This is a genomic window from Alteromonas marina (assembly GCF_000808575.1).
Taxonomy (GTDB): Bacteria; Pseudomonadota; Gammaproteobacteria; order Enterobacterales; family Alteromonadaceae; genus Alteromonas; species Alteromonas marina_A.
The window spans coordinates 31,792-53,798 of record NZ_JWLW01000017.1 but is presented as its reverse complement, the minus strand read 5'-3'; the positions used below and the strand labels follow the sequence as shown (position 1 = coordinate 53,798).

The 22,007-nt window shown below is 43.8% G+C and carries 16 protein-coding genes; 15 read left to right on the top strand and 1 reads right to left on the bottom strand.

The window, feature by feature from the left end; all coding sequences use genetic code 11:
* Window positions 1-15: 15 nt before the first annotated feature.
* Window positions 16-3,984, bottom strand: a complete 3,969-nt coding sequence (locus tag RJ41_RS19500) for a S8 family serine peptidase (RefSeq protein WP_039220232.1) — start codon at window positions 3,982-3,984, stop codon at window positions 16-18.
* 518 nt (window positions 3,985-4,502) lie between these two features.
* Between RJ41_RS19500 and RJ41_RS10395 the strand changes: the two genes are divergently transcribed.
* The 15 genes from RJ41_RS10395 (at window position 4,503) to nhaC (ending at window position 22,002) form a co-directional block, all read left to right on the top strand.
* A complete protein-coding gene (locus RJ41_RS10395; protein ID WP_039220230.1) occupies window positions 4,503-5,690 on the top strand; it encodes a thiamine pyrophosphate-dependent dehydrogenase E1 component subunit alpha in 1,188 nt (395 codons plus the stop codon).
* Window positions 5,690-6,667, top strand: coding sequence for an alpha-ketoacid dehydrogenase subunit beta (locus tag RJ41_RS10390; RefSeq protein ID WP_039220227.1), 978 nt, complete (start codon window positions 5,690-5,692; stop codon window positions 6,665-6,667). Before RJ41_RS10395 ends, RJ41_RS10390 begins: the two co-directional genes overlap by 1 nt.
* A gap of 16 nt (window positions 6,668-6,683) precedes the next feature.
* Entirely contained in the window at window positions 6,684-8,384 is a 1,701-nt protein-coding gene (locus RJ41_RS10385) for a dihydrolipoyllysine-residue acetyltransferase (protein WP_039220226.1), read from the top strand.
* Between the two features lie 160 nt (window positions 8,385-8,544).
* Window positions 8,545-9,423 carry a 23S rRNA (adenine(2030)-N(6))-methyltransferase RlmJ gene (locus tag RJ41_RS10380; RefSeq protein ID WP_039220224.1) on the top strand — a complete coding sequence of 293 codons (879 nt, stop codon included), beginning with the start codon at window positions 8,545-8,547 and terminating at the stop codon, window positions 9,421-9,423.
* An 88-nt stretch (window positions 9,424-9,511) separates the two neighbouring features.
* Window positions 9,512-11,392: a protein kinase domain-containing protein gene (locus RJ41_RS10375; RefSeq protein WP_039220221.1), complete on the top strand. Its 1,881-nt coding sequence runs from the start codon at window positions 9,512-9,514 to the stop codon at window positions 11,390-11,392.
* Complete coding sequence (gene tesB, locus RJ41_RS10370; protein ID WP_039220218.1) at window positions 11,385-12,245, top strand: acyl-CoA thioesterase II; 861 nt, start codon at window positions 11,385-11,387, stop codon at window positions 12,243-12,245. The genes RJ41_RS10375 and tesB overlap by 8 nt, the downstream gene beginning before the upstream one ends.
* Window positions 12,246-12,255: 10 nt before the next feature.
* Window positions 12,256-12,780 (top strand): gamma carbonic anhydrase family protein, encoded by a 525-nt coding sequence (locus RJ41_RS10365; RefSeq protein ID WP_039220216.1) that lies wholly within the window; start codon window positions 12,256-12,258, stop codon window positions 12,778-12,780.
* A gap of 521 nt (window positions 12,781-13,301) precedes the next feature.
* A complete protein-coding gene (locus RJ41_RS10360; RefSeq protein ID WP_039220215.1) occupies window positions 13,302-14,423 on the top strand; it encodes a pyridoxal-phosphate-dependent aminotransferase family protein in 1,122 nt (373 codons plus the stop codon).
* Window positions 14,424-14,813: 390 nt separating this feature from the next.
* The gene (locus tag RJ41_RS10355) at window positions 14,814-15,545 is read left to right on the top strand and encodes an SIMPL domain-containing protein (protein WP_039220212.1); all 732 of its coding nucleotides are present in this window, start codon (window positions 14,814-14,816) and stop codon (window positions 15,543-15,545) included.
* A gap of 12 nt (window positions 15,546-15,557) precedes the next feature.
* Window positions 15,558-16,013, top strand: a complete 456-nt coding sequence (locus RJ41_RS10350) for a GAF domain-containing protein (protein WP_014949540.1) — start codon at window positions 15,558-15,560, stop codon at window positions 16,011-16,013.
* Window positions 16,014-16,015: 2 nt separating this feature from the next.
* Window positions 16,016-16,306, top strand: coding sequence for a hypothetical protein (locus RJ41_RS10345; protein WP_014949541.1), 291 nt, complete (start codon window positions 16,016-16,018; stop codon window positions 16,304-16,306).
* A gap of 16 nt (window positions 16,307-16,322) precedes the next feature.
* On the top strand, window positions 16,323-16,991 hold the full coding sequence (gene proQ / locus RJ41_RS19075; RefSeq protein WP_039220208.1) for an RNA chaperone ProQ: 669 nt from the start codon (window positions 16,323-16,325) through the stop codon (window positions 16,989-16,991).
* Window positions 16,992-16,994: 3 nt separating this feature from the next.
* The gene (gene prc / locus RJ41_RS10335) at window positions 16,995-19,037 is read left to right on the top strand and encodes a carboxy terminal-processing peptidase (RefSeq protein WP_039220205.1); all 2,043 of its coding nucleotides are present in this window, start codon (window positions 16,995-16,997) and stop codon (window positions 19,035-19,037) included.
* Between the two features lie 82 nt (window positions 19,038-19,119).
* Complete coding sequence (locus tag RJ41_RS10330; protein ID WP_014949544.1) at window positions 19,120-20,454, top strand: sodium-dependent transporter; 1,335 nt, start codon at window positions 19,120-19,122, stop codon at window positions 20,452-20,454.
* A gap of 72 nt (window positions 20,455-20,526) precedes the next feature.
* Window positions 20,527-22,002, top strand: a complete 1,476-nt coding sequence (nhaC, locus tag RJ41_RS10325) for a Na+/H+ antiporter NhaC (protein WP_039220200.1) — start codon at window positions 20,527-20,529, stop codon at window positions 22,000-22,002.
* The last annotated feature ends 5 nt before the right edge of the window (window positions 22,003-22,007 follow it).

Genomic DNA, 22,007 nt, shown 5'->3' with positions numbered 1-22,007 from the left:
CTTATGAAGAGAACGTTATGAACGTTTCATGCGTCTACGCAGGTATACCGCTGGTGCTAGAAGCAATGCAATCCAACCCATAGAACCGCCAGACTTATCGTTAACTGCGATAGTTACGCTGTCTGTGGTTGTATCAATACCGTCGGTTGCTGTTACTTGAACGGTTACACTACTAGCTTGCTCGTGGCTTGGTGCAGTTCCAGTAAATGACGTTGTCTCAACACCGTCAATAGTGATAGTAACGTCGTCGCCGTCTGCGTCAGTGGCCGATGCAGTTACGGTGAATGACTCACCTTCATCTACGCTAGATGGCGCAGAGATTGAAAGGACAGGTGCATCTTGTACGCCTGCAACCGCTACCGTTACTGTACCTTCGCCTACGATGTCGCCTTCAACAACTTCGCCTGCGTCAGTAGTGGTACCCTCAACCTGAACTGTGTAGGTAAATGCGTCTTCACCGAAGAAGTCTGCATTTGGCGTGTAGGTTACCGTACCATCATCGTTAACCGTCACTGTACCGTTTGCCGCTTCAGTAGTAACTGTAACAGTTGACGGATCAAGTGGCGCTTTATCGATTGTAATAGGCGTAAACGTACGGAAGTCTCCTGAAAGCGATTCCATAGTAAACGTGTTAATAATGGTGCTATCCATTTCATTAGCAAGAATATTAGCCGTTACCGACGCATCTTCGTTCACTGAGAGCATATCGTCCATATACTCGCTTGAAGGAATTACAGTACCTGCATAACTGATTCTTACTTCATCGCCTGCATTAGCCGTTAGTACGAACTCATCACCTTCCACTGGAAGAGTGCCTTGGACGCCTGCTGACGTTAGTGACGCAAGGGTAGTACCGACACTACCAGATGAATTCTCTGCACCAACAACAGTTGCATACACTGGCGTGTCCATTGGACCGTAAACAAAGTTCACGTTACCTGTTTCGTACTCAAACCATAGCTGGAAGTTAAAGCTTGTACCTTCTTCATTCCAAATCTGAGCATTTTCCCACTCAACAACGAAGTGACCTGTTGTGAGACTTACCGCATAAATGTTACCCGTACCAGCACCACCGCCAGCTAAATCCAAGTCAGTCCAATATGGAGCAACAATGTTATTAGGCTCGCTTAGATTAGGAAGCACTTCAGCAAACGGAGTAGTAATGTTACCTGAACTTGTGCCTAGTGATACAAAACCATTCGAAGAAATCTGCATGGTGGTGTACTCAGCACCTAGATAGGTGATAGTACGCGGCAAGCTAATTTCAATAGACGCATCATCACACGCACCAGAACACACAAGAGGGGCAACGCCAATTGAAGCCATAGGAACGTATCTACCTAAGCCGAAGCCTTCAAGTAGGTCACCAATTGTGGTGTCTGCATTCATTGAGAATGACGCAGTATTTAATGCACCTTCCCAATATACCGTGCCAGATTCAGCGTCGTAGCTTACAGGTTCTTGGTTACCGTTTTTAACAGCAGAAATCGTTGACGGGTTGATGTCGTATTTGTGATCAATTTCACCAGATATACTAATCATACCAGTAACATCAGTGTTAGTAGCAAATGCTTCAGTAACAACTAGTTCACCTTCAGCTGCGAATTGATTACTCACGTCACTATCGAATAGAGAAGGCTCATCGCTGCTAATTGGATAAACCGCTACAGGGATAAAGTAATCCGTCGTAGTATCGTCTGTATCAGCCCAGTTAATGCCACCGAAAGACCATGAACCAGTAGAAGCTGTAGTTACGTCTACCGCGACCATAATCTCAGCTGAAGCACCTGCTGCTAGGGTAGCCATTTGTGGTGTAACGGTTGCTACAATTGCGGGGTCGTTAAACATCGCTGTTGCATCAACAGTTACATCTTCGTCACTTGTATTTGTTACCGTTATAGACATTTCACAGTTCAGATAACAGTTACCATCTACAAGGCTCAAATCGCTATAAGTAAGTTCAACACTAGTTGCACGAGGAAGATCTAGACGACCTGCACCCATGTCAAAGTTGTCGGCTTGAGTAGCTGCATCTTCTTTAAGTACATCACGGATAGAAGAAGTTACAAGGGCACTCTTAATCTGTTGTGCAGTCCAATCTGGGTGCATTTGTTTAAGTAGAGCCGCTGCGCCAGCTACGTGTGGAGACGCCATTGACGTACCACCTTTAAACGAGAAGTTCTCGCCTTCATGACCAGGAGCATCTGGAGATTCACCAGAGAAGATTCTTACACCCGGTGCGGCAATGTTCGGTTTAAGGAACGTAGGATCGCCGTTTGGACCACGTGAGCTAAAGTCGGCCATAATGTCCGCTAAGCTTTCAGATACAACGCGAACCACTTCAGCACCGATTGTAATATTTACCGCTTCCTCAGTACCTGAGATTAGGGTTGCTAATTCCTGACCCGGTGTTGCAGGTACCATGAATGATGGAACAGTCTGGTCTGGGCTAAGACCACCCATTAGGATCGGAGCTTCACCACGTCCGTCGACGTTGTGAATTACAACCGCAACCGCACCTGCAGCTTCAGCATTTTCTATTTTTGTTACGAATCCACATGTACCACGGCTAATAAGCGCAATAGCACCGTCAAACGCACCGGCAGCGAACTCTTCACAACCTTCAACGTTAGCCTCTGCAACTTCACCAGCATAAACAACGGGTGCAGTTAAAGCCGTATCAAAAACAATGCTTGGGTTACCAACAGAGTAAAGTGCAGGGATAGTGCCAATTGAAGTATCACCTTCAATTGTCAACTCATTAGCAAATAAACGATCTGTTGTTGTTGCAGCTACAGTAATAACGTCTTCAGAACAACCAGGGCAACCTATAGTTCCTTCTCCAGGGCCATCGTTACCTGCGGCAAATACTGTAACTACGCCGGCATCGTGCATAGCTTCAAGAACGTCTTCGTAAACAGAACCGTTAGGGTTGCCGCCTGCGCCGCCGCCCCACGAGTTATTAACAACATCAGCACCGTCTACTAAGGCCGCTTCTAGCATTGAAAGCAACATAGACGAGGCGCCACTTGAAGACGCAGGGTTTGCTGGCGTAGCGTAAAGACCTTTATAAGCCATCAGGTAGGCCGCAGGTGCAACACCTGAGATTTCGGCTTCAGCTCCATCGCGCTCAGCCATAACACCAAAGTTACCAACGGCAGTACCGGCAACGTGTGTACCGTGTCCGTTGAAACCTAGTGGGCTTTCATATTCTTCCTCAACAACCGCGAAACCTTCTACAATGTCAGCTGCACGTGCAACGATAAGCTTGTTGTTACAAAAATCAGGAACTTCTGAACAATAATCATCTGTAGGTAGCGTTTCTGCAGCTGGCGCTTCAAAGTTCTCACCGCTAAATAGTGGGTTTTCTGGGCGAATACCGCTATCAATGACGGCTACTTTTACACCAGCACCGGCGCTTTCTTTACCGCCAAATTGTTCCCACGTTTCAACAGCACCAATTAGGTCAAGGCTTGCGTCCATTTGCGCATGATGAATAACATCTGGATAAACTGCTTTAACATTTGACAGGCTTGAAAGCTTATCAAGCGAGCTTTTTGACACAATACCCGCAAAGCCGTTGAATGCTGCAGTGTAAGATAGGTCAGCTTTAAATGATTTATCAAAAGCTCTAATCGATTGGATTACAGATTGCTGTTTAGCTTCAAGGAATGATTTGTATTCCTTTGCAGCATTAGATGCAAAGTTAACCTTTTGACCTTTATGCGCAGCCATGCTGCTAACACTTGGATTTACTCCGCTAAACTGTGCCATCGGGGCATCGTTCAGTTGGATAATTACACGAACACTATCGCTATTAACTTGGATAGCGTTTGCAAGAATGTTTTTCTTGTCGAAAGATGCTTCGATAGCGTTTTGTTGTTCAACGCTATGACCGGAAATTTGATTTGATAGTGCAAACGCGCCAAAAGCAGAACCTGCTAAGGCAGTGGCAACTACCGTGCTAATAATTGTTTTTTTCATAATTATTCTCGTGTGAAAAGTTCCCTGGGTCTGACGATCTTTGTAACGCTTTAAAGGTCATTTGCCTTTTTAAATCACTTCAAGTCGTCATGACACATTTATTGTTAGCACACTTTTTTAGGTTATGTAATGTGTATTTCAGAAATACACAATTTACATATTTTGTTACATTTGGAAGAAGCTTCATTATGAAAAAAAACTAGAATATTTAGGCGTAAAAGTGCAGGTGAACCGCATATTTATTGAAATAAAATTACTTTAATAAACCTTTGGTACAACGTACCGCAGTACAGAAACGCACTTTCCTGATGAGGAATATCCTACTGCGTTTTCATATAATTTACATATGTTTTACGTTTTTAGGACGATTATCCTTCCCAACCAAATTAAATGAGTATGGCTATTTCACCCATTTTGAAAAATACCTTTTAATAAGTAAGACACTCCTGCTTCTCCTCATCTAGCATATTTCAAACTCTATAAGTCGCTATTAACCCTCATATTTAAGGGGAACAAACGTGAAAGACAGAAATCATTTGGCCGAAGTAAAAACAACAAATAAGGTCGAAATTATTACTAAAGGGGTTGTTGATATCCCAATGCTGCAAATTCTTTCTGCTGAAGGTGAACTCATTGAAAAAGCAGTTGAGCCTGACCTCAGCAAAGAGGAAGCATTAAAAATATTTAATACCATGCATTACATTCGAGTATTAGACGAACGTATGGTCGGCGCGCAGCGCCAAGGTCGCATTAGTTTTTACTTGGCCAGCACAGGCGAAGAAGCGGCTTCAGTAGCAAGTGCTGCAGCACTATCGGACGACGACATGATCATGTCTCAGTACCGTGAGCAAGGCGCATTGGCGTACCGCGGATACACCACAGAACAATTCATGAACCAAATGTTTAGCAATAAAGACGACCCGAACAAAGGACGTCAAATGCCTATCCATTATGGTGACAAACCACTTAACTTTATGACGATATCTTCACCACTAGGCACACAGATCCCTCAAGCATCTGGATATGCCTATGGCCAAAAAATGTCAGGTAAAGATGTGGTTACTATCTGTTACTTCGGTGAAGGTGCAGCCTCAGAAGGGGACTTCCATGCAGGGCTAAATATGGCCGCTGTACTAAACTGCCCAGTAATCTTCTTTTGCCGAAATAATGGCTACGCCATTTCAACACCAGCAGAAGAGCAATTCGCGGGTGACGGCATTGCGTCTCGTGGCTTAGGTTACGGTATTAAAACCATCCGAGTTGACGGCAACGATGTGCTAGCTATTTATGCTGCTACCAAAGAAGCGCGTCGTATTGCCATTGAAGAAAAATGTCCTGTGCTTATTGAAGCCATGACTTATCGCTTAGCGGCACACTCTACATCAGACGACCCAACAGGTTATCGCTCTCGTGAAGAAGAAGATAAATGGCGTGCAAAAGACCCTATCGCTCGTATGGCGAAATGGTTAGAAAGCAAAGGCTGGTTCGACGAAGCTGAGAATCAAAAGCGCGTTGATAAAGCAAGACAAGATGTATTAACAGCTATGAAGAGTTGTGAAAAAACAGACGTATGTGCCATTGAAGATATCGTTGAAGATGTTTACGACACACCACCATGGCATCTAAAAGAACAACTTAATGAATTGAAAGCGCATATCAAAAAGTACCCGAAGATGTACCCTAAAACAGCAGGGAGAGTAAAATAATGGCTAAGATGAATCTACTTCAAGCAATTAATAATGCACTCATCACAGCCATGACCGAAGATGAAAAAGTAATGGTCTTTGGCGAAGACGTTGGCCATTTTGGTGGCGTATTCCGTGCGACCAGCCATCTTCAGGAAAAATTCGGCAAAGCACGTTGCTTTAACACGCCGCTTACTGAACAAGGCATTATCGGCTTCGCAAACGGATTGGCATCACAGGGCTCTGTACCTGTTGCTGAAATTCAATTCGGTGATTACATTTTCCCTGCGTTTGACCAAATCGTGAATGAGACGGCTAAATGGCGCTATCGTTCAGGCGGTCAGTTCGACGTTGGTACGCTAACAATTCGTACACCTTATGGCGGCGGTATTGCCGGTGGCCATTATCACAGTCAATCACCAGAGGCCTTCTTCGCTCACTGCCCAGGGTTAAAGATTGTAGTCCCTCGTGACCCATACCAAGCAAAAGGTCTGTTGCTTGCGTCTATTCGCGATAAAAACCCCGTATTGTTTATGGAGCCTAAGCGTCTTTACCGTGCTTCAGTGTCAGAAGTGCCTGAGGAAGATTACGAACTACCGTTAGGTAAGGCAGATATCGTTCAAGAAGGTAGCGATATCACGTTACTGGGATGGGGCGCGCAAATAGAAATTCTGCAAAAAGCCGCAGAGATGGCACTTGAAGATGGTGTGTCGTGTGAAATTATCGATTTACGCAGCATATTACCGTGGGACGTTGAAACGGTTATGCAATCTGTAATGAAAACAGGTCGTTTATTGATAAACCACGAAGCACCGCTAACGGGTGGCTTTGCGAGTGAAATCGCAGCGAGCATTCAGGAACGTTGTTTCTTATATCTTGAAGCGCCTATTGCAAGAGTGTGTGGTTTAGACACGCCGTATCCTTTGGCGCACGAAAAAGAATATATGCCAGATGAAACAAAGACGTACGAAGCCATAAAACGTACGCTTCACTACTAAGCCGGGGGACGATGAAATGACAATTGAATTTATCTTACCGGACATTGGTGAAGGTATAGTTGAATGTGAACTTCTGGAATGGTTAGTTTCTGAAGGTGAGCATATAGAGGAAGACCAACCTGTCGCGGAAGTAATGACCGACAAGGCTACCGTGCAAATTCCTGCAATGCATGCGGGTGTGGTTAATAAACTGCATTACGCGGTAGGCGATATTGCTAAAGTGCATGCGCCGTTGTTCTCTATGACGCCAGATGATGCAGGCACTAACTCAGATACTCAAGAAGACGCGCAAGCGGAAGTAAAAGAAAATGCGTCTGAAACAGCGACAGCGAATGACAGTGCTTCTTCAAGCGCTTCAAACGGAAAGCACATCGAAGACTTTATTCTGCCAGATATTGGTGAAGGTATTGTCGAGTGCGAAATTGTGAAGTGGAACGTGGCCGAAGGCGATGAAATTGAAGAAGATCAAGCCGTTGTAGAAGTGATGACCGACAAGGCAGTGGTAGAGATCCCCGCTAAAAACGCAGGTACCGTGCATCGCCTTTATTACGCGCAAGGCGATATAGCGAAAGTGCATAGTGCATTGTTTGCGCTAGAAGTTGCCGGCGAAGCCACAACGACTAGCGGTACTGATGACGAATCACTATCGGCAAACAACAGTGCTTCAAGCGTTGCATCTCAAAGCTCGGTGACTGTGCAAACAAACGGTTCAAGTCAGCAATCAGCGCAAGTTGCTCCTTCAAAATTCAGCGATGGCGAATACGAGCCACCTATCGCTATAGAAGGTAAGGTGTTGGCTAGTCCCGCGGTAAGACGTGTTGCAAGAGAAAAGAATATCGACCTTTCTTCGGTGAAGGGCTCGGGCAAAAAAGGGCGGATCCTAAAGTCTGACGTATTGAATCTACAACATTCGAATGTTGATACGTCGTCTCAAAATACGTCATCTTCTGCCCCAAGTTCACCTACCGCAGAAAAAGGCGATTCGAATAGCACAAGCACTGCGCTTAAAGGCAGCGTTAGAACAGAAAAAGTACGCGGTATTCAGGCAGCGATGGCGAAGCAAATGTCGGCTTCGGTCTATACTATCCCGCACTTCACAGTTAGTGACGAGTTGGTAATGGACAACCTAATGTCGCTACGCAAGCTGCTTAAACCTGAATTTGAAGCGAAAAACGTAAAACTCAGCTTTATGCCGTTTTTCGTTAAAGCAATGTCATTGGCACTTAATGAGTTCCCTGTCATTAACAGTCAGCTTAACGAGGACGCCACTGAGATAAGCTACTTCGCAGACCATAATGTTGGTTTTGCAGTTGACTCTAAAATTGGTTTGCTTGTACCCAATATTAAGCGCGTACAAGACCTCTCGCTTTTAGATATTGCTGTTCAAATGCAGGATATTATTGAGCAAGCCAGAGCAGGGCGCGTGGCTGGCGAGCACCTTAGAGGCGGTACGATTAGCATCTCTAATATTGGTGCAATAGGCGGTATTACCGCAACGCCCGTAATCAATAAGCCAGAAGCCGCTATTGTTGCACTTGGTAAAACGCAGAAACTTCCGCGTTTTGATGATGAAGGAAACGTTAGTGCGCAAAATATCATGGCGGTTAACTGGTCTGGTGACCACCGCATTATCGATGGCGCGACTATGGTGCGATTCAACAATCTATGGATGAGTTACCTGACACAGCCAGAGAAAATGTTAATGCATCTTAAGTAAACTACCGTTGTTCAATCAGGATTAATGTAACCTGATTGGCGTAAGCAAAATATGAAAATGGCCAATATTAAAATGTTGGCCTTTTTTGTTTTGTATACCTTAAAGCGCGATGGCGTTATTATAGAGCACTATAAACAAACAAAAATTTTACTGAGGTTTTGTGCTTAGTTATCAACACGCCTTTCATGCGGGAAACCATGCTGATGTCATTAAACATCTTTGTTGGATTGGCGTAATAAACGCATTAAAGAAAAAAGATAAACCTTTTACGCTTTTCGACACCCACGCAGGCGCGGGCGCGTACGATCTAACCGATGCCATGTCGTCAAAAAATAAAGAGTACGAGACAGGTATTTCCCGTTTACTTTCAGATGACAAAGGCGCTCAGGACTTGCCAGGCTTGTTGGCCGACTATTTATCGTTGTGTGAACCTTTTTTAGCGCAGCGGCAATATCCGGGCTCACCGGCAATAAGCGCAAAGGCAAAAAGGGACGGTGATAACTTACACCTTATGGAACTTCACCCTGCGGAATTCGATAAACTAGACAAAAACGTATCCCGTTTACGTACCCTTAATAGCCACGTACATAAACGAGACGGATATGAAGGGCTTCGCGCACTCACGCCACCTAAACCCAATCGCGGTGCTATTTTAATCGACCCGCCTTATGAGCGCGTGAATGAATATAGCGACCTTGTTAAGGGTGTGGAACAGGTATTTAAACGCTGGCAGCAGGCACAAATCGTAGTGTGGTATCCACTATTGTCAGAGAGGGCTGGCGCCAAAAGTGGTGCGAGTGAAGCTATGTGTGAAAAGCTTTCAGCAATGGGTAAACCTTGTTTTAAAGCAGAAATACAGGTGGCAGAAAATACCCCAGATTCTGGAATGTATGGTTCTGGCGTATTCGTTTTAAACCCGCCTTGGCAGCTAGATACTAATTTAAAAAGTGCGTTAGAAAGCGTTGTTGGTATGCTAGGTGAAAATGAAGCAGGTTATCACGCTACATCGCAAGTTAGCTGGATAAACGAAGATAATTAACCAATGACTGTAAAGTCTAACAATGGTAAGCGTATTGTTGCTGATTAATCCGTTTCAAATAAGTCACTAAAAGCGTGAAGTAAAAAACATGTCGCAACTCAAAGGCCTAAAACATTTCTATATACCCGATGAGCAGTCGATATATCTGCTATCACATGCGGATGCGAAAAAGTTAAAAGACTGGGTAAACCTTTGTATCTCACAGTTAGAAGGGTTGGGGTACAGTGACATCGAGCTTTTAGGGAAAGGAGCCTTTGGGTTTGCGTTTGCAGGGAACGCGCCAAGCGGCGAATCACGGGTATTTAAGTTTTCACGAATTACGTTGCCGCAGCATGTGCAAGATAGACTAGAAGAGGAAGCTTTTATGCTTTCTCACGTTAATCACGAGTTTGTGCCGCGGTTTATTGAATATCAACAAATACGAAAACAATCCATCTTAGTTATGGGTCGCGCACCTGGCGAAGACCTAGAAAAAGTCAGCTTGAAAACAGGCCCACTTTCGCCCCGTATTATCGTCAAAATCGCAGTTCAGGTCGGTGAACTTTTATCCAGTTTTCGTCAATACAGTGAAAATGGAGAAATTAAACCCATTGTGCACGGAGACATAAAACCCTCGAATTTGGTTTGGGATGCCGAAAATGAATCGGTTGGATTGATCGATTGGGGCTCTTCAGTCTTCGCACAGACTGACATCACTGGGCAGTATGTGGGTAACAATGTAATGGATTTAATGTCGGGTGAACTGCATCAAACCAACGCTCGACTTGGCGATGTTTATTTTATTGGCGAGGAGCAGCTTAATGGCGCACTCTCCAGCCCCCGCTTCGATGAACAAGGCTTGGCCAGTACATTATATGCACTGGCATCAGGGCAATCGTGTCGTTATGGAAGCAAGGTTATTACACCTTCATCCCTTGGCCTTCCCAAAATGCTTGCTAATATCCTTGAACACATGCTCAGTGAAGATCCTGAAAAGAGAAGACAGGGCGGAGATTACCTGTTTAATCATCTACACGTTTTGAAGAATATGGTTTTCACGCAAGACAAGCCAACACAATATACACCGTTAATCCCTACATGGCTGGCCCACACTCACAACCGTGCTGATATTGAAACCGTTGTTTACAGCTCTCGAAAATCTTACCTACGCCAACAGGCTAGACTGTCTGACTCATTAGATGAAAAAGACGTAGAGGAACTTCGTTATATAGACGATGCGCAATTTGACCGCTACTACAAAAACTATCTACAGGGCATGGGGGATACCGAAAAAGCATTTGTTTCTGCAATAAGCAGACTAGGCCGTTACCCTGTAGTAGGCGGTATGGCTGTGCGCTGGGAGCCAGAAGGTATATATGTCGATTCAAGCTTGAACTTGTATGATGAATCAATGAAAACTGCGTTTGATTTAGCAGTGAATAATGTCATCAATTTAGCAAGGGCTATTCATAAGCCCGCGGTGTTCAAATGTTGTATGTTCAACGCCAAAAACACGTTGCACATTGAACGCGAAAGTGAAGATGAAGACTTTAAACCAGCAGGCACCATGTTTATTCCCTACGAACTATCGCGGGTTTCTGCACAAAAGGATGAAAGCCGCACTCACTCATATTTCGAAGATGGCGATGATCCAGACGAATTATTAAAGCTGCCTCAGGAGATTATCGATACCATCGTTCAACTTAATACAATACATCACACTGGTTGTATTATATTTGAAGCATTACCGCGGCATTTGAAAATTCACAACTATTACACCTTGCTTGATCACAGCCAAGAAGAGCGCTTCCACGCATTATTAGCGCAGCTCGTTCAGCAAATTCCAAAAATAAAAGGGCTAGGCATTTCAGGGTTTATGAAGTTACCCTATAAAGATACGCGCTTTTTTGAGCATAAAGCAAAATTGCCTGAGAAGTATTACCCGCGAAACCCAAAAGCAGTAATTGAAGAGAAAGTACAACATGTCTGAGATTAAACTAACGTCACTTTTTGAACTCGAAACAGTGGAAGCTGGCATCTATCGAGGTCAAAGCTGGGATTTAGGCTTCCGCGCCTTGTTTGGTGGACAAGTTTTGGGGCAAGCGTTAGCAGCTGCATACGAAACAGTGGAGGCTGGTAGAGTCGCACACTCATTCCACACTTATTTTTTATTACCAGGCGATGCTAAAAAACCTGTAGTTTACGATGTTGAAGTAGTGCGAGATGGCAGAAGTTTCTCTGCTAGACGGGTTAAAGCCATTCAGGATGGTAGAAATATTTTCTACATGACAGCGTCTTTTCAAGTTCCTCAAGATGGCATGGAGCATCAAAACCCAACAATGCCAGAAGTGCCTGCGCCTGAAGATGTGCAGTCTGACATTGAATTTTATGAAGCCAACTTCAATAAAATTGCGCGGCCTATGCAAGAAGCGTTGAGCTATCATAAGCCTGTAGACATCCGCACTGTAGATGCAGCTAACTCTTACCATTCAGCGAAACGCGAACCTACGCGTTATATCTGGTTAAAAGCAAGAGACACAATGAATGCATCACTGACTGTTCATCAAGCTGCGCTTGCTTACGCGTCAGATTATCATTTTCTCAGCACGTCGCTTCAACCACACGGAGTTGCGGTAACCGATAAATCACTTCGAATCGCAACGATAGACCATGCTATGTGGTTCCACCGCCCAATCAATATGAACGAATGGTTATTGTATGCAATGGAAAGTCCTTTTAGCGGAGGCTCTAGAGGTTTGGTACGCGGACAAATATTTAACCAAAATGGTGAACTTGTCGCGTCAACCATGCAAGAAGGATTAATGAGAAAAGTAGACGAATAGGGAGAGGGTAATGCGTTACAAATTAGGTTCTACATCACCGCTGGTTGATGAAAGTACGTTTATAGCGCCAGGCGCACATGTTATTGGTAATGTTGAACTCAAAGTGGGTTCAAGCGTTTGGTTCAATGCGGTTATACGCGGCGATATGGACAAGATAACCGTTGGTGAAAATACGAATATTCAAGATGGCAGCGTATTACACACCGATGCAGGTATTCCCTTAGTGCTAGGTGAAGGGGTAACAGTAGGACATAAAGTCATGCTTCACGGCTGCGAGATTGGTGACTATTCCTTGATAGGCATTAACGCTGTCGTATTAAACGGTGCAAAAATTGGAAAGTACTGCATCATTGGCGCTAACGCTTTGATAACGGAAAACATGGAAATTCCAGATTACAGTTTAGTAGTTGGAGCGCCTGGTAAAGTCATTAGAACGTTTGATGAGAAGATCGAACCCAAACTAAAAGCGTCCGCTGAACATTACGTGGATAACGCCAAAACATATAAGTCATCATTACAGCCAGTTGATAGATGAAATTTGAGACTAGGCTGGCCGCAACATTTTGAATCCCCATAAAAAATGCCCAGAACAAACGTTCCGGGCCTAGGGGAATGGCTCATTGCTGAGCCGTGCGCTAACTTTTACACAGGAGAGTTTAAATAAAATCTTTTAAACGGACAATGAGTATAGAATATATTTGTTTAAATTATAAACAATTTTTGTGTGAATTTTATCTTACAATCTCAACGTCAATTAAATTGTAGAACTTATACGTTAGTAATCAATGGACTAAAGACTGGTCGGATGTGATGCTTTTCGAGCAAAAAAGGTATACATTTTATATTCACATCTTGCACACATTTTATCCACGTGATGAAGCGTTGTTAATGTATACCCTTGTTAAATAAATTGACATACTTTCATTCATGTAAGTTATGTTGAAAACAGACGGTTGTACCATGCCATTATCCTTGTAGTATGACGTCAACGTTCATGCTAAATATGCGTGATACTGACTCTAAAAACAGGCTCTTACATTAATACGAGGATGGATTATGCAATCATTTTCTACTTTTATTCCCCCTGAACGGACTCTGATGGGTCCAGGACCATCCGATGTTAACCCCAGAATTCTAAACGCCATGGCGAGACCCACCCTGGGTCATCTCGATCCATTATTCATTGAGTTAATGGACCAAACCAAACAGCTTTTACAGTATGCATTTAAAACTGAGAACGCACTTACTATGCCTATTTCTGCTCCGGGCTCAGCAGGAATGGAGGCATGTTTTGTTAATCTTGTAGAACCAGGCGATAAGGTACTCGTGTGTATTAACGGCGTATTTGGCAATCGCATGGTCGAAAACGTAGAACGTTGTGGTGGTGAGGCTATTACTGTCAACAATACATGGGGCGAGCAAACTGACCTCAATGTGGTAGAAGACACCCTTAAAGCAAATCCGGATATTAAGATCCTAGCTTTTGTGCATGCTGAAACATCTACCGGCGTACGCAATGAAGCCAAAGCGCTTTGTGAGCTGGCTAAAAAGTATGATTGTCTTAGCATTGTTGATGCAGTTACCTCTCTTGGAGGTATCGAGTTAGATGTTGACGGTTGGGGCATTGACGCTATTTATTCAGGTTCACAAAAGTGTTTGAGTTGCGTGCCGGGTATTTCTCCTGTTTCATTTAGTGAAAGAGCAGTTAACGTTATTCAAAACCGAAAAACAAAAGTGCAAAGCTGGTTTCTAGACATGAACTTGATTGTTGGTTATTGGGGGCAGGGCGCCAAACGTGCCTACCACCATACCGCACCTGTCAACAGTATGTACGCTATGTACGAAGCACTTCTGATTTTAAAAGAAGAAGGCTTAGAAAATGCGTGGCAGCGTCATGCATTGGGTCATGAAAAACTTGCGCAGGGTCTAAGTGAACTTGGGTTAGAGCTAACGGTAGACAGTGCTTATCGTTTGCCTCAATTAAATGTAGTTAAAATTCCAGACGGCGTAGACGATGCTGCCGTTCGCAAGCAGTTGCTTGAAGATTTCAATTTAGAAATCGGCGCCGGTTTAGGCGATCATGCCGGTAAAGTATGGCGAATTGGTCTTATGGGATACGCATGTAAACCCCGTAATGTCGATCACTGCCTTGCTGCGTTGCGCACTGTGCTTAAGTAAAAAGCCTAGGGCCTTTTTAATCTTTTCAGTCAACACGTTCAGCGAGATGCTTAGCTGAACGGTTGGCTTTTAACCATTTAGCATATAAAACCAATTTAACATCGCGCTTTGATACCAGTCCGCATAGGCATTACCCACTCAGCGAGATTTAAAATGTTCGTAAACGCAGCGTCTTACTGCAGGTACAGTGGTTCTACATCAAGTTGACTAGTAATAGTTATCCATTTTTGGGTCTTGCCTCATTAACAGCACATCTCGGCGAAGTTATATCTCTTCTCGTCTCAGTTCAGTGCTAAGATTTCCCTCGTTGCGTATATTCATAAACTATTCAGTTTTAAACATTTATCCTTTCGGTAACGTAGTTGAAAGGCACCATAAAAAGGAATCACTATGAAAATGATCACGCGTACTAATTCTTATTCAATTGCTAAAGGTGTAATTAGAAAAGCACTGTTGGCTTCATCATTTATTGCCTTATCTGCACCTATGGTTTCTGCACAGGCCGCACAAGAAGCGGTTATAAATGTGCAAGGCGTAGGAGCGGTAGAAGTGACACCAAACGCTTATTCAGTCACACTCGTTGTTGAAGAAGAAGGTAATACAGTAGGTAAACTGAACACTCAGCTTGATTCGGACCTGCGCTCTATTGTTAAGTTCTTGCTTAATCAAGGTATAGACGAAAAGCATATTCAGAGTATGCAAGTACGCTTACAACCTCGCTATATCAATACGCCTCAAGGCCGTCAGCAAGAAGGTTTCACGTTGTCACGAGATATCACCGTCACATCTACTGACCTTGAAACTTATGACAAAGTATTAGATGGCGTGCTTAAACGAGGTGTTGATCGCATACAACAATTCAACTTTATTTCAGTTGGTGAAGGCGATGCCTATCAAAAAGCACTTATCTCTGCGGTAAAAGACGCAAAGCAACGTGCACAGTTATTGGCAAAAGAATTAGAGATTGAAGTAGGTGAAGTTGTTGCAATCTCAGAATCTGGTGGCAATATGCCGATTCCAGTAATGCGCGCAGAAGCTTTTGCCAAAGACATGTCTATGTCTTTACCTGGCGAAGAGCGCATAGAGGCGCGTGTTAATGTGTCTTTTAACATTGTTCAATAGCAGGAAATTCGTTTGAAAGAACAACAGTACGGTCAGTTAATAAATCAAGCAAAGAGCTTGGTTTCTGGCGAGCACGATCTTATCGCTAACATGGCAAATATAAGTGCGCTGCTTTTCAATAGCCTCGAAGAGGTGAATTGGGCAGGTTTTTATCTATATAAAGAAGAACAGTTGGTACTCGGTCCATTTCAGGGGCAACCAGCATGTATCCGCATTCCACTTGGAAAAGGCGTTTGCGGAACGAGTGCAAGTACCAGAACTGTTCAGCGTATAGCAGACGTTCATCAGTTCGAAGGACACATTGCCTGTGATGCTGCGTCAAACTCTGAGATTGTTGTTCCACTAGTACTAAACGATGTGCTGGTTGGTGTACTTGATATCGACAGCCCTGTTTTTGAACGCTTTACCGAAGAAGACGAAAAAGGGCTCGTTGAAATTGCTCAAATTCTTATGGATTCGCAGAAATAATTATGAAATCCAGTGTTGATATTCACGTTGTTTTATCGACGTATGAGGATATGGAAGACTTTCATGATGACCCAGATGAGGCATCTGAACGTTTAAATTTTATCTTACATGCGGTGTACGACAATGCAGAAGAAGATATTGAAACACAGCGTTTAGAGCAAATTTTGCACTACGCATGGGAATCTTGGCAACAAGATAAGCATTTATTAGAAATAGATGACGACGAATTGCTTGATTGGGTTGACCACACGCTGGCAACTTGGGATGATGCAAGTAACGATGAAATCTCTTGAATAATTTAGAAAGTTAATGGAATCACCAGAGAAGTTTACCAACAGTAAGGAAGTGATAGCTTTCCTTGCAGAGACCTTTCCGAAATGTTTTAGCATTGAAGGCGAGGCCCGCCCACTTAAGATCGGTATTTTTCAAGATCTTGCCACACGTTTAGAAGAAGAGGAACGCGTTAGCAAAACCTTACTTCGTTCTACACTACGACATTACACCAACAGCTGGCGCTATCTTCATAGCATCAAAGAAGGTGCAAATCGTGTAGATTTAGACGGCGTTGAAGGCGATGCAATTGAAAAAGAACACGCTGATCATGCGCAGCAGCAGTTAGAAGAAAGCAAAGCAAAAGCAGCTGAAAAGCGCAAAGCTAAGCTAGCTCAGCAGCCTAAGCGAAAAGATAAACGTCAATTTAATCGTCCAAAAGGTGAAAAATCTGCAAATTCGGACCATGCTGATACTAAGCGCGGAACTAAACCGAAAAATAACAGACCAAACAATACACCACCTGCGAAATTGACAGATAGCGATTTACAGCAAGGTACGCAAGTTACCGTTAAATTAGGTAAAACACCTATGCCTGCAGTAATTACCGAAGTAGCTAAAGATGGCATTCACGTCCAATTAGACTCAGGCATGGTAGTTAAAGTAAACGCAGACGCTTTACGTTTGGCACGCTCCAAGAGGTCGTAAAATATGAGAGACATCCTTCGAATTTCCATCGCCAGTGCTTTTCTTACCGTTGGGGTAGGAGCAGGCGCAGTTACGTCAACACCTGAGGTAGACGAGCTTCCTATTTTACAGCAGGAATCTCAACACAGTGTTGCAGCTAAGCGAGTAAGCGCACTCTTTACCAGGGCGCACTACAAGGAAATTTCGTTGGATGATGCACTCTCAGCTAGAGTTTACCAGCGATTCATCGATTCATTAGATCACAATAAACAAGTGTTATTGCTGTCTGATGTTGTGGGTTTTGAGAAATACCGCACATTGTTTGATGATGCGCTGAGTAAAGGCAACCTCTCTGTTGCCTATGATATGTACAACGTAAGCGCAAAACGACGTATTGAGCGCTATGAGTTTGCACTTGCGCTGTTAGAGAAAGGCCCGTTCGACTTTGAAAAAGAAGGCGATAAGTTCTTTTACGACAGAGAAGATGCTGAATGGCCTGTTAATAAAGCTGAGCTGGATGAAATTTGGCGTCAACGCGTTAAATACGACGCGTTGAATCTAATACTTGCAGACAAAACATGGGAAGAGGCGAAAGAGCTTCTTACTAAACGCTATACGCGAGCGATTAAGCGCACTAAGCAAGCAAAGAGCGAAGACGTTTTTCAAACTGCAATGAACGCATTCGCACGTACTATCGAAGCTCACACCAGTTACTTATCTCCGCGTAACGCTGAACGCTTTCAAATGGACATGAACTTGTCGTTTGAAGGTATTGGTGCGGTATTACAAAGTGAAGATGATTACACTGTAATTAAAAGCGTTGTACCTGGCGGTCCAGCAGACGAGTCTGGCGCAATAAAACCAGAAGATAAAATTGTTGGCGTAGCACAAGACGACGAAGAGTTCGTTGATGTGATTGGTTGGCGATTGGACGAAGTGGTCGAGTTAATTAAAGGCCCGAAAGGAAGTACTGTTCGTCTACAGGTTGAAAAAGGAGCCACGGACGCGAAAACCACGTCGGTAGTTAGCCTTACTCGCGATAAAATTAAGTTAGAAGATCGCGCAGCCAAATCGGAAGTATATGTGCCAGAGACTGGCCCTCACGCAGGTGAGCCTTTAGGTGTAATCACCATTCCAAGTTTTTACAACAACCTTAGTATGGATGTTGCTAAAGAAATAGAGAGCTTGAAAGCGCAAAATGTTAAAGGCGTTATTGTAGACTTGCGCGGTAATGGCGGTGGTTCTCTAACCGAAGCAACGTTACTGACTGGCTTATTTATCGAAAAAGGCCCCGTGGTTCAGATTCGATACGGTCAAAGCAAAATTAGCGTTAACCGTGATACAGACGGCGAAGTCGCGTATGATGGCCCGTTAACCGTATTAGTTGACAGATATAGCGCGTCTGCTTCAGAGATTTTTGCGGCAGCGATGCAAGACTACAACCGTGCTCTCATCGTAGGTGAACAAACCTTCGGGAAAGGGACAGTGCAACAGCATCGCGGTTTAGGTAAAATTTATGACCTTTACGATAACCCATTAGGGAGTGTCCAGTTTACTATCGCCAAGTTCTATCGCATTGACGGCGGCAGCACACAGCATAAAGGCGTTATTCCCGACATTCTTTATCCATCGGCGGTTGAACCAGCTGAGTGGGGAGAAAGCCAAGCGGAAAATGCGTTGCCATGGGACAGTATCAATCGCGCTAACTATACAACGTTTGCAGACGACACTGCTGCGCTTGACGTTTTAACAGCGAAACACAACAAACGTATTTTACAAGATCCTGAGTTTTCTTATATCCAAGACGACATAAAGGAATATAAGGAAAATAAAGACAAGAACTTCATCTCATTAGTTAAATCTGTACGTGAAGGCGAGAAGAAAGAGGCGGAAGAGAAGTCGCTTGCTCGTGCTAACGAACGTTTACAGCGATTGGGAATGGAAACTGTCACAACATTGGACGATCTACCTGAAGATATGGAAGAATTAGATCCATTCTTGGACGAGGCAGCCAATATTACATTCGATATGATCGAAACAGGCCGTTACGCTATCACAAGAAATTAAGTGATTAGGAAAAAGGGCTGGTCTAGGGCCAGCCCTTTTTTTGTGTCTATAAATTATTAAAACAATAATAAAGGGAAATAACATGGCTATCAGAGGCGAATTTTCCTCTCGAATAGGGTTCGTGCTAGCAGCGGCAGGCTCGGCAGTAGGACTAGGTAATATTTGGGGCTTTCCTACAAAGGTAGCAAGTAACGGTGGCGCAGCATTTGTTCTCGTATACTTACTGCTGGCTTTTGTACTCGCTTATCCCGTACTTATGGCAGAACTGATAATCGGACGTAGTTCACGTTCAAATATGGTTGACGCTTTAGGTAAAATATCGGGCAATTTCGTGGGAAGGCTAACGGGCATTTGGGGCTGTGTTACCGTGTCACTTATCCTTGCATTCTACGCCATTGTCGGCGGATGGATGCTGGTTTATTTCGCCGATGCTGCCGTTAGCATGGTGGGATTTACGAGCGCTAGCGACTGGCTACTCACTTCATCAGTTACGCGTAACATTATTTTCTGCTTCTTATTCATGGGTTTAACTGCATTTATCGTTGTCGGTGGTGTAAAGTCCGGCATTGAGAAGTGGTCAGTGCGTTTGATGCCTACATTGGTTATTCTCATACTTGCATTGATTGTTTATGTGAGCCTACAGCCTGGTGCCGTAGAAGGTTGGTCAGCATATTTAGTACCTGACTTCTCTCGCGTTTTAGACCCAGACTTATTAATAAACGCCATGGGACAAGCCTTTTTCTCAATGTCTTTAGGTGTAGGTACTATGCTGGTTTATGGTTCATACCTAAGTAAAAATGAAAATCTACCTAGCATTGGTGCGTCGGTAGCGCTTGTCGATATCGGTGTTGCGGTTATTGCGGGTATGCTTATTATCCCGGCCATGTACGTTGCATTAAACAACGGCGTTGAAATCTTCACACCGGAAGGCGCGTTAATCCAAGGCGATACGCTGATATTTAAAGTGCTACCAGCACTGTTTGATACCATTGGTAGCGTAGGTCTTTTCGTTGCTTTTACCTTTTTCGCGCTTATGGCGATTGCTGCCGTCACGTCTTCAATTTCAATGTTGGAAGTTCCCGTTGCGTTTATGGTAGAAAGTAAAGGTCTTCAACGTAAAAAAGCCGTGCTATTGATGGCATCGGTCATCTTTGTATTAAGCTGCATCATCATTTTAAATTTTGAAACCTTGTTTGGCTTTGTTATCGCATTAACTACCGAGTATAGCCAACCGTTGCTAGGACTCGCCTTGTGTATTTTCGCGGGTTGGGTGTGGCGCAGAGATGCAATACTCGATGAACTTAAACAAGGTGATCAGTTTGCTGAACACAGCATTTTCTGGAAAATTTGGCCTTGGTACGTACGCTTTGTGTGTCCCGTTATCATTGCGCTTATGTTCTACCGCTCAGTTTTCTAAAGCATTCTGGTAAAAAGCGGACAGCACGCTTAACGCGTTACAAATACAATAATAAGGTTTTAAAAAACGACAATGACGAATAAAGAAATAAAAACGCCGTCACTTCTCGATGCAATGCTTCCTATTCTTGCGTTAGTCATAATGATGGGAAGCGCAGTTTATTTGTTTGCCGATAACTCTTCTTACGGTCCAAACCAAATTGCACTTCTTTTAGCGATGGGCTTAGCTGCTATCATTGGAATGAAAAATGGCTACACCTGGAAAACTATCGAAAAGGGCATTGTAGACGGTATCTCTATGTCTTTAGGTGCCTGCTTAATTCTGTTGGCGGTAGGTTCTCTTATTGGCACATGGATGCTAGCTGGAACCGTGCCTACGCTTATCTATTTCGGTTTAGAGTTGCTTAACCCCTCGTTTTTCTATGCTGCCGCTTGTCTGATTTGTGCGGTTGTTGCAATGAGTATAGGTAGTTCTTGGACTACCGCGGCGACTGTGGGTGTAGCGCTAATGGGGGTTTCTGCTGGCATGGAAATGTCGGCAGCCATAACCGCCGGCGCAGTAGTTTCAGGTGCGTACTTTGGCGATAAAATTTCGCCCTTATCTGAAACAACAAACTTAGCGCCTGCCGTTGCGGGCACGGATTTATTTGACCACATTCGTTACATGCTTTGGACGACGATTCCTAGCTTTGTTATTGCGCTTATTCTATTTACGGTACTAGGCTTTAGTGAAGTGGGTGAAGCCAAAGCAGAACGCATTGAGCAAATGCAGCTTCTGTTAAATGAATCTTTTGACTTGGGTTGGCATTTGCTAATTCCCCTTGTCGTTTTGCTCACCTTAGCGATTAAAAAGATGCCTGCGTTTCCAGCTGTTTTTATCGGTGCTTTGTTAGGTGGTGTTTGGGCAGTAGTTTTCCAGTGGGATGTGGTTACTTCTATGGCAAGTGGTGACGACTCGGTGAATGTAGGCGCGTTGAAGGTAGTTTGGACTGCGCTATTCGATGGCGTAAGCTTCTCAACACCTGACGAGAACTTAAATAGCTTACTTTCTCGTGGTGGCATGTCTTCTATGTTAAATACCATTTGGTTGATCATCTGTGCAATGTCGTTTGGTGCCGTATTAGAGCGTGTTGGCCTATTAAAGCGTGCAGTTTCTGCGATATTAATTGGTGCAAAATCCGCAGGGGATATGGTGAGCAGAACCATTCTTACTTGTTTTGGTACCAACCTGGTTACTGCAGATCAGTATATTTCAATCGTGATGCCAGGCCGTATGTACAAAGAAGAATTCAAAAAGCGTGGTTTAGACCAATTGAATCTTTCTCGAAGCCTTGAAGACGGCGGCACACTTACGTCTCCACTTATTCCTTGGAACACCTGTGGTGCTTACATGCACAGTGTTTTATTAGTCAATCCATTTGATTACGTATTCTATGCATTCTTCAACGTAATCAACCCGATCCTTGCTGTTATTTATGCGTATTTAGGTATTAAGATTTTACGTATTACGCCACCGCATGTTGAAGTAAACAGCAAAGAGTCGGTTTAACGCAG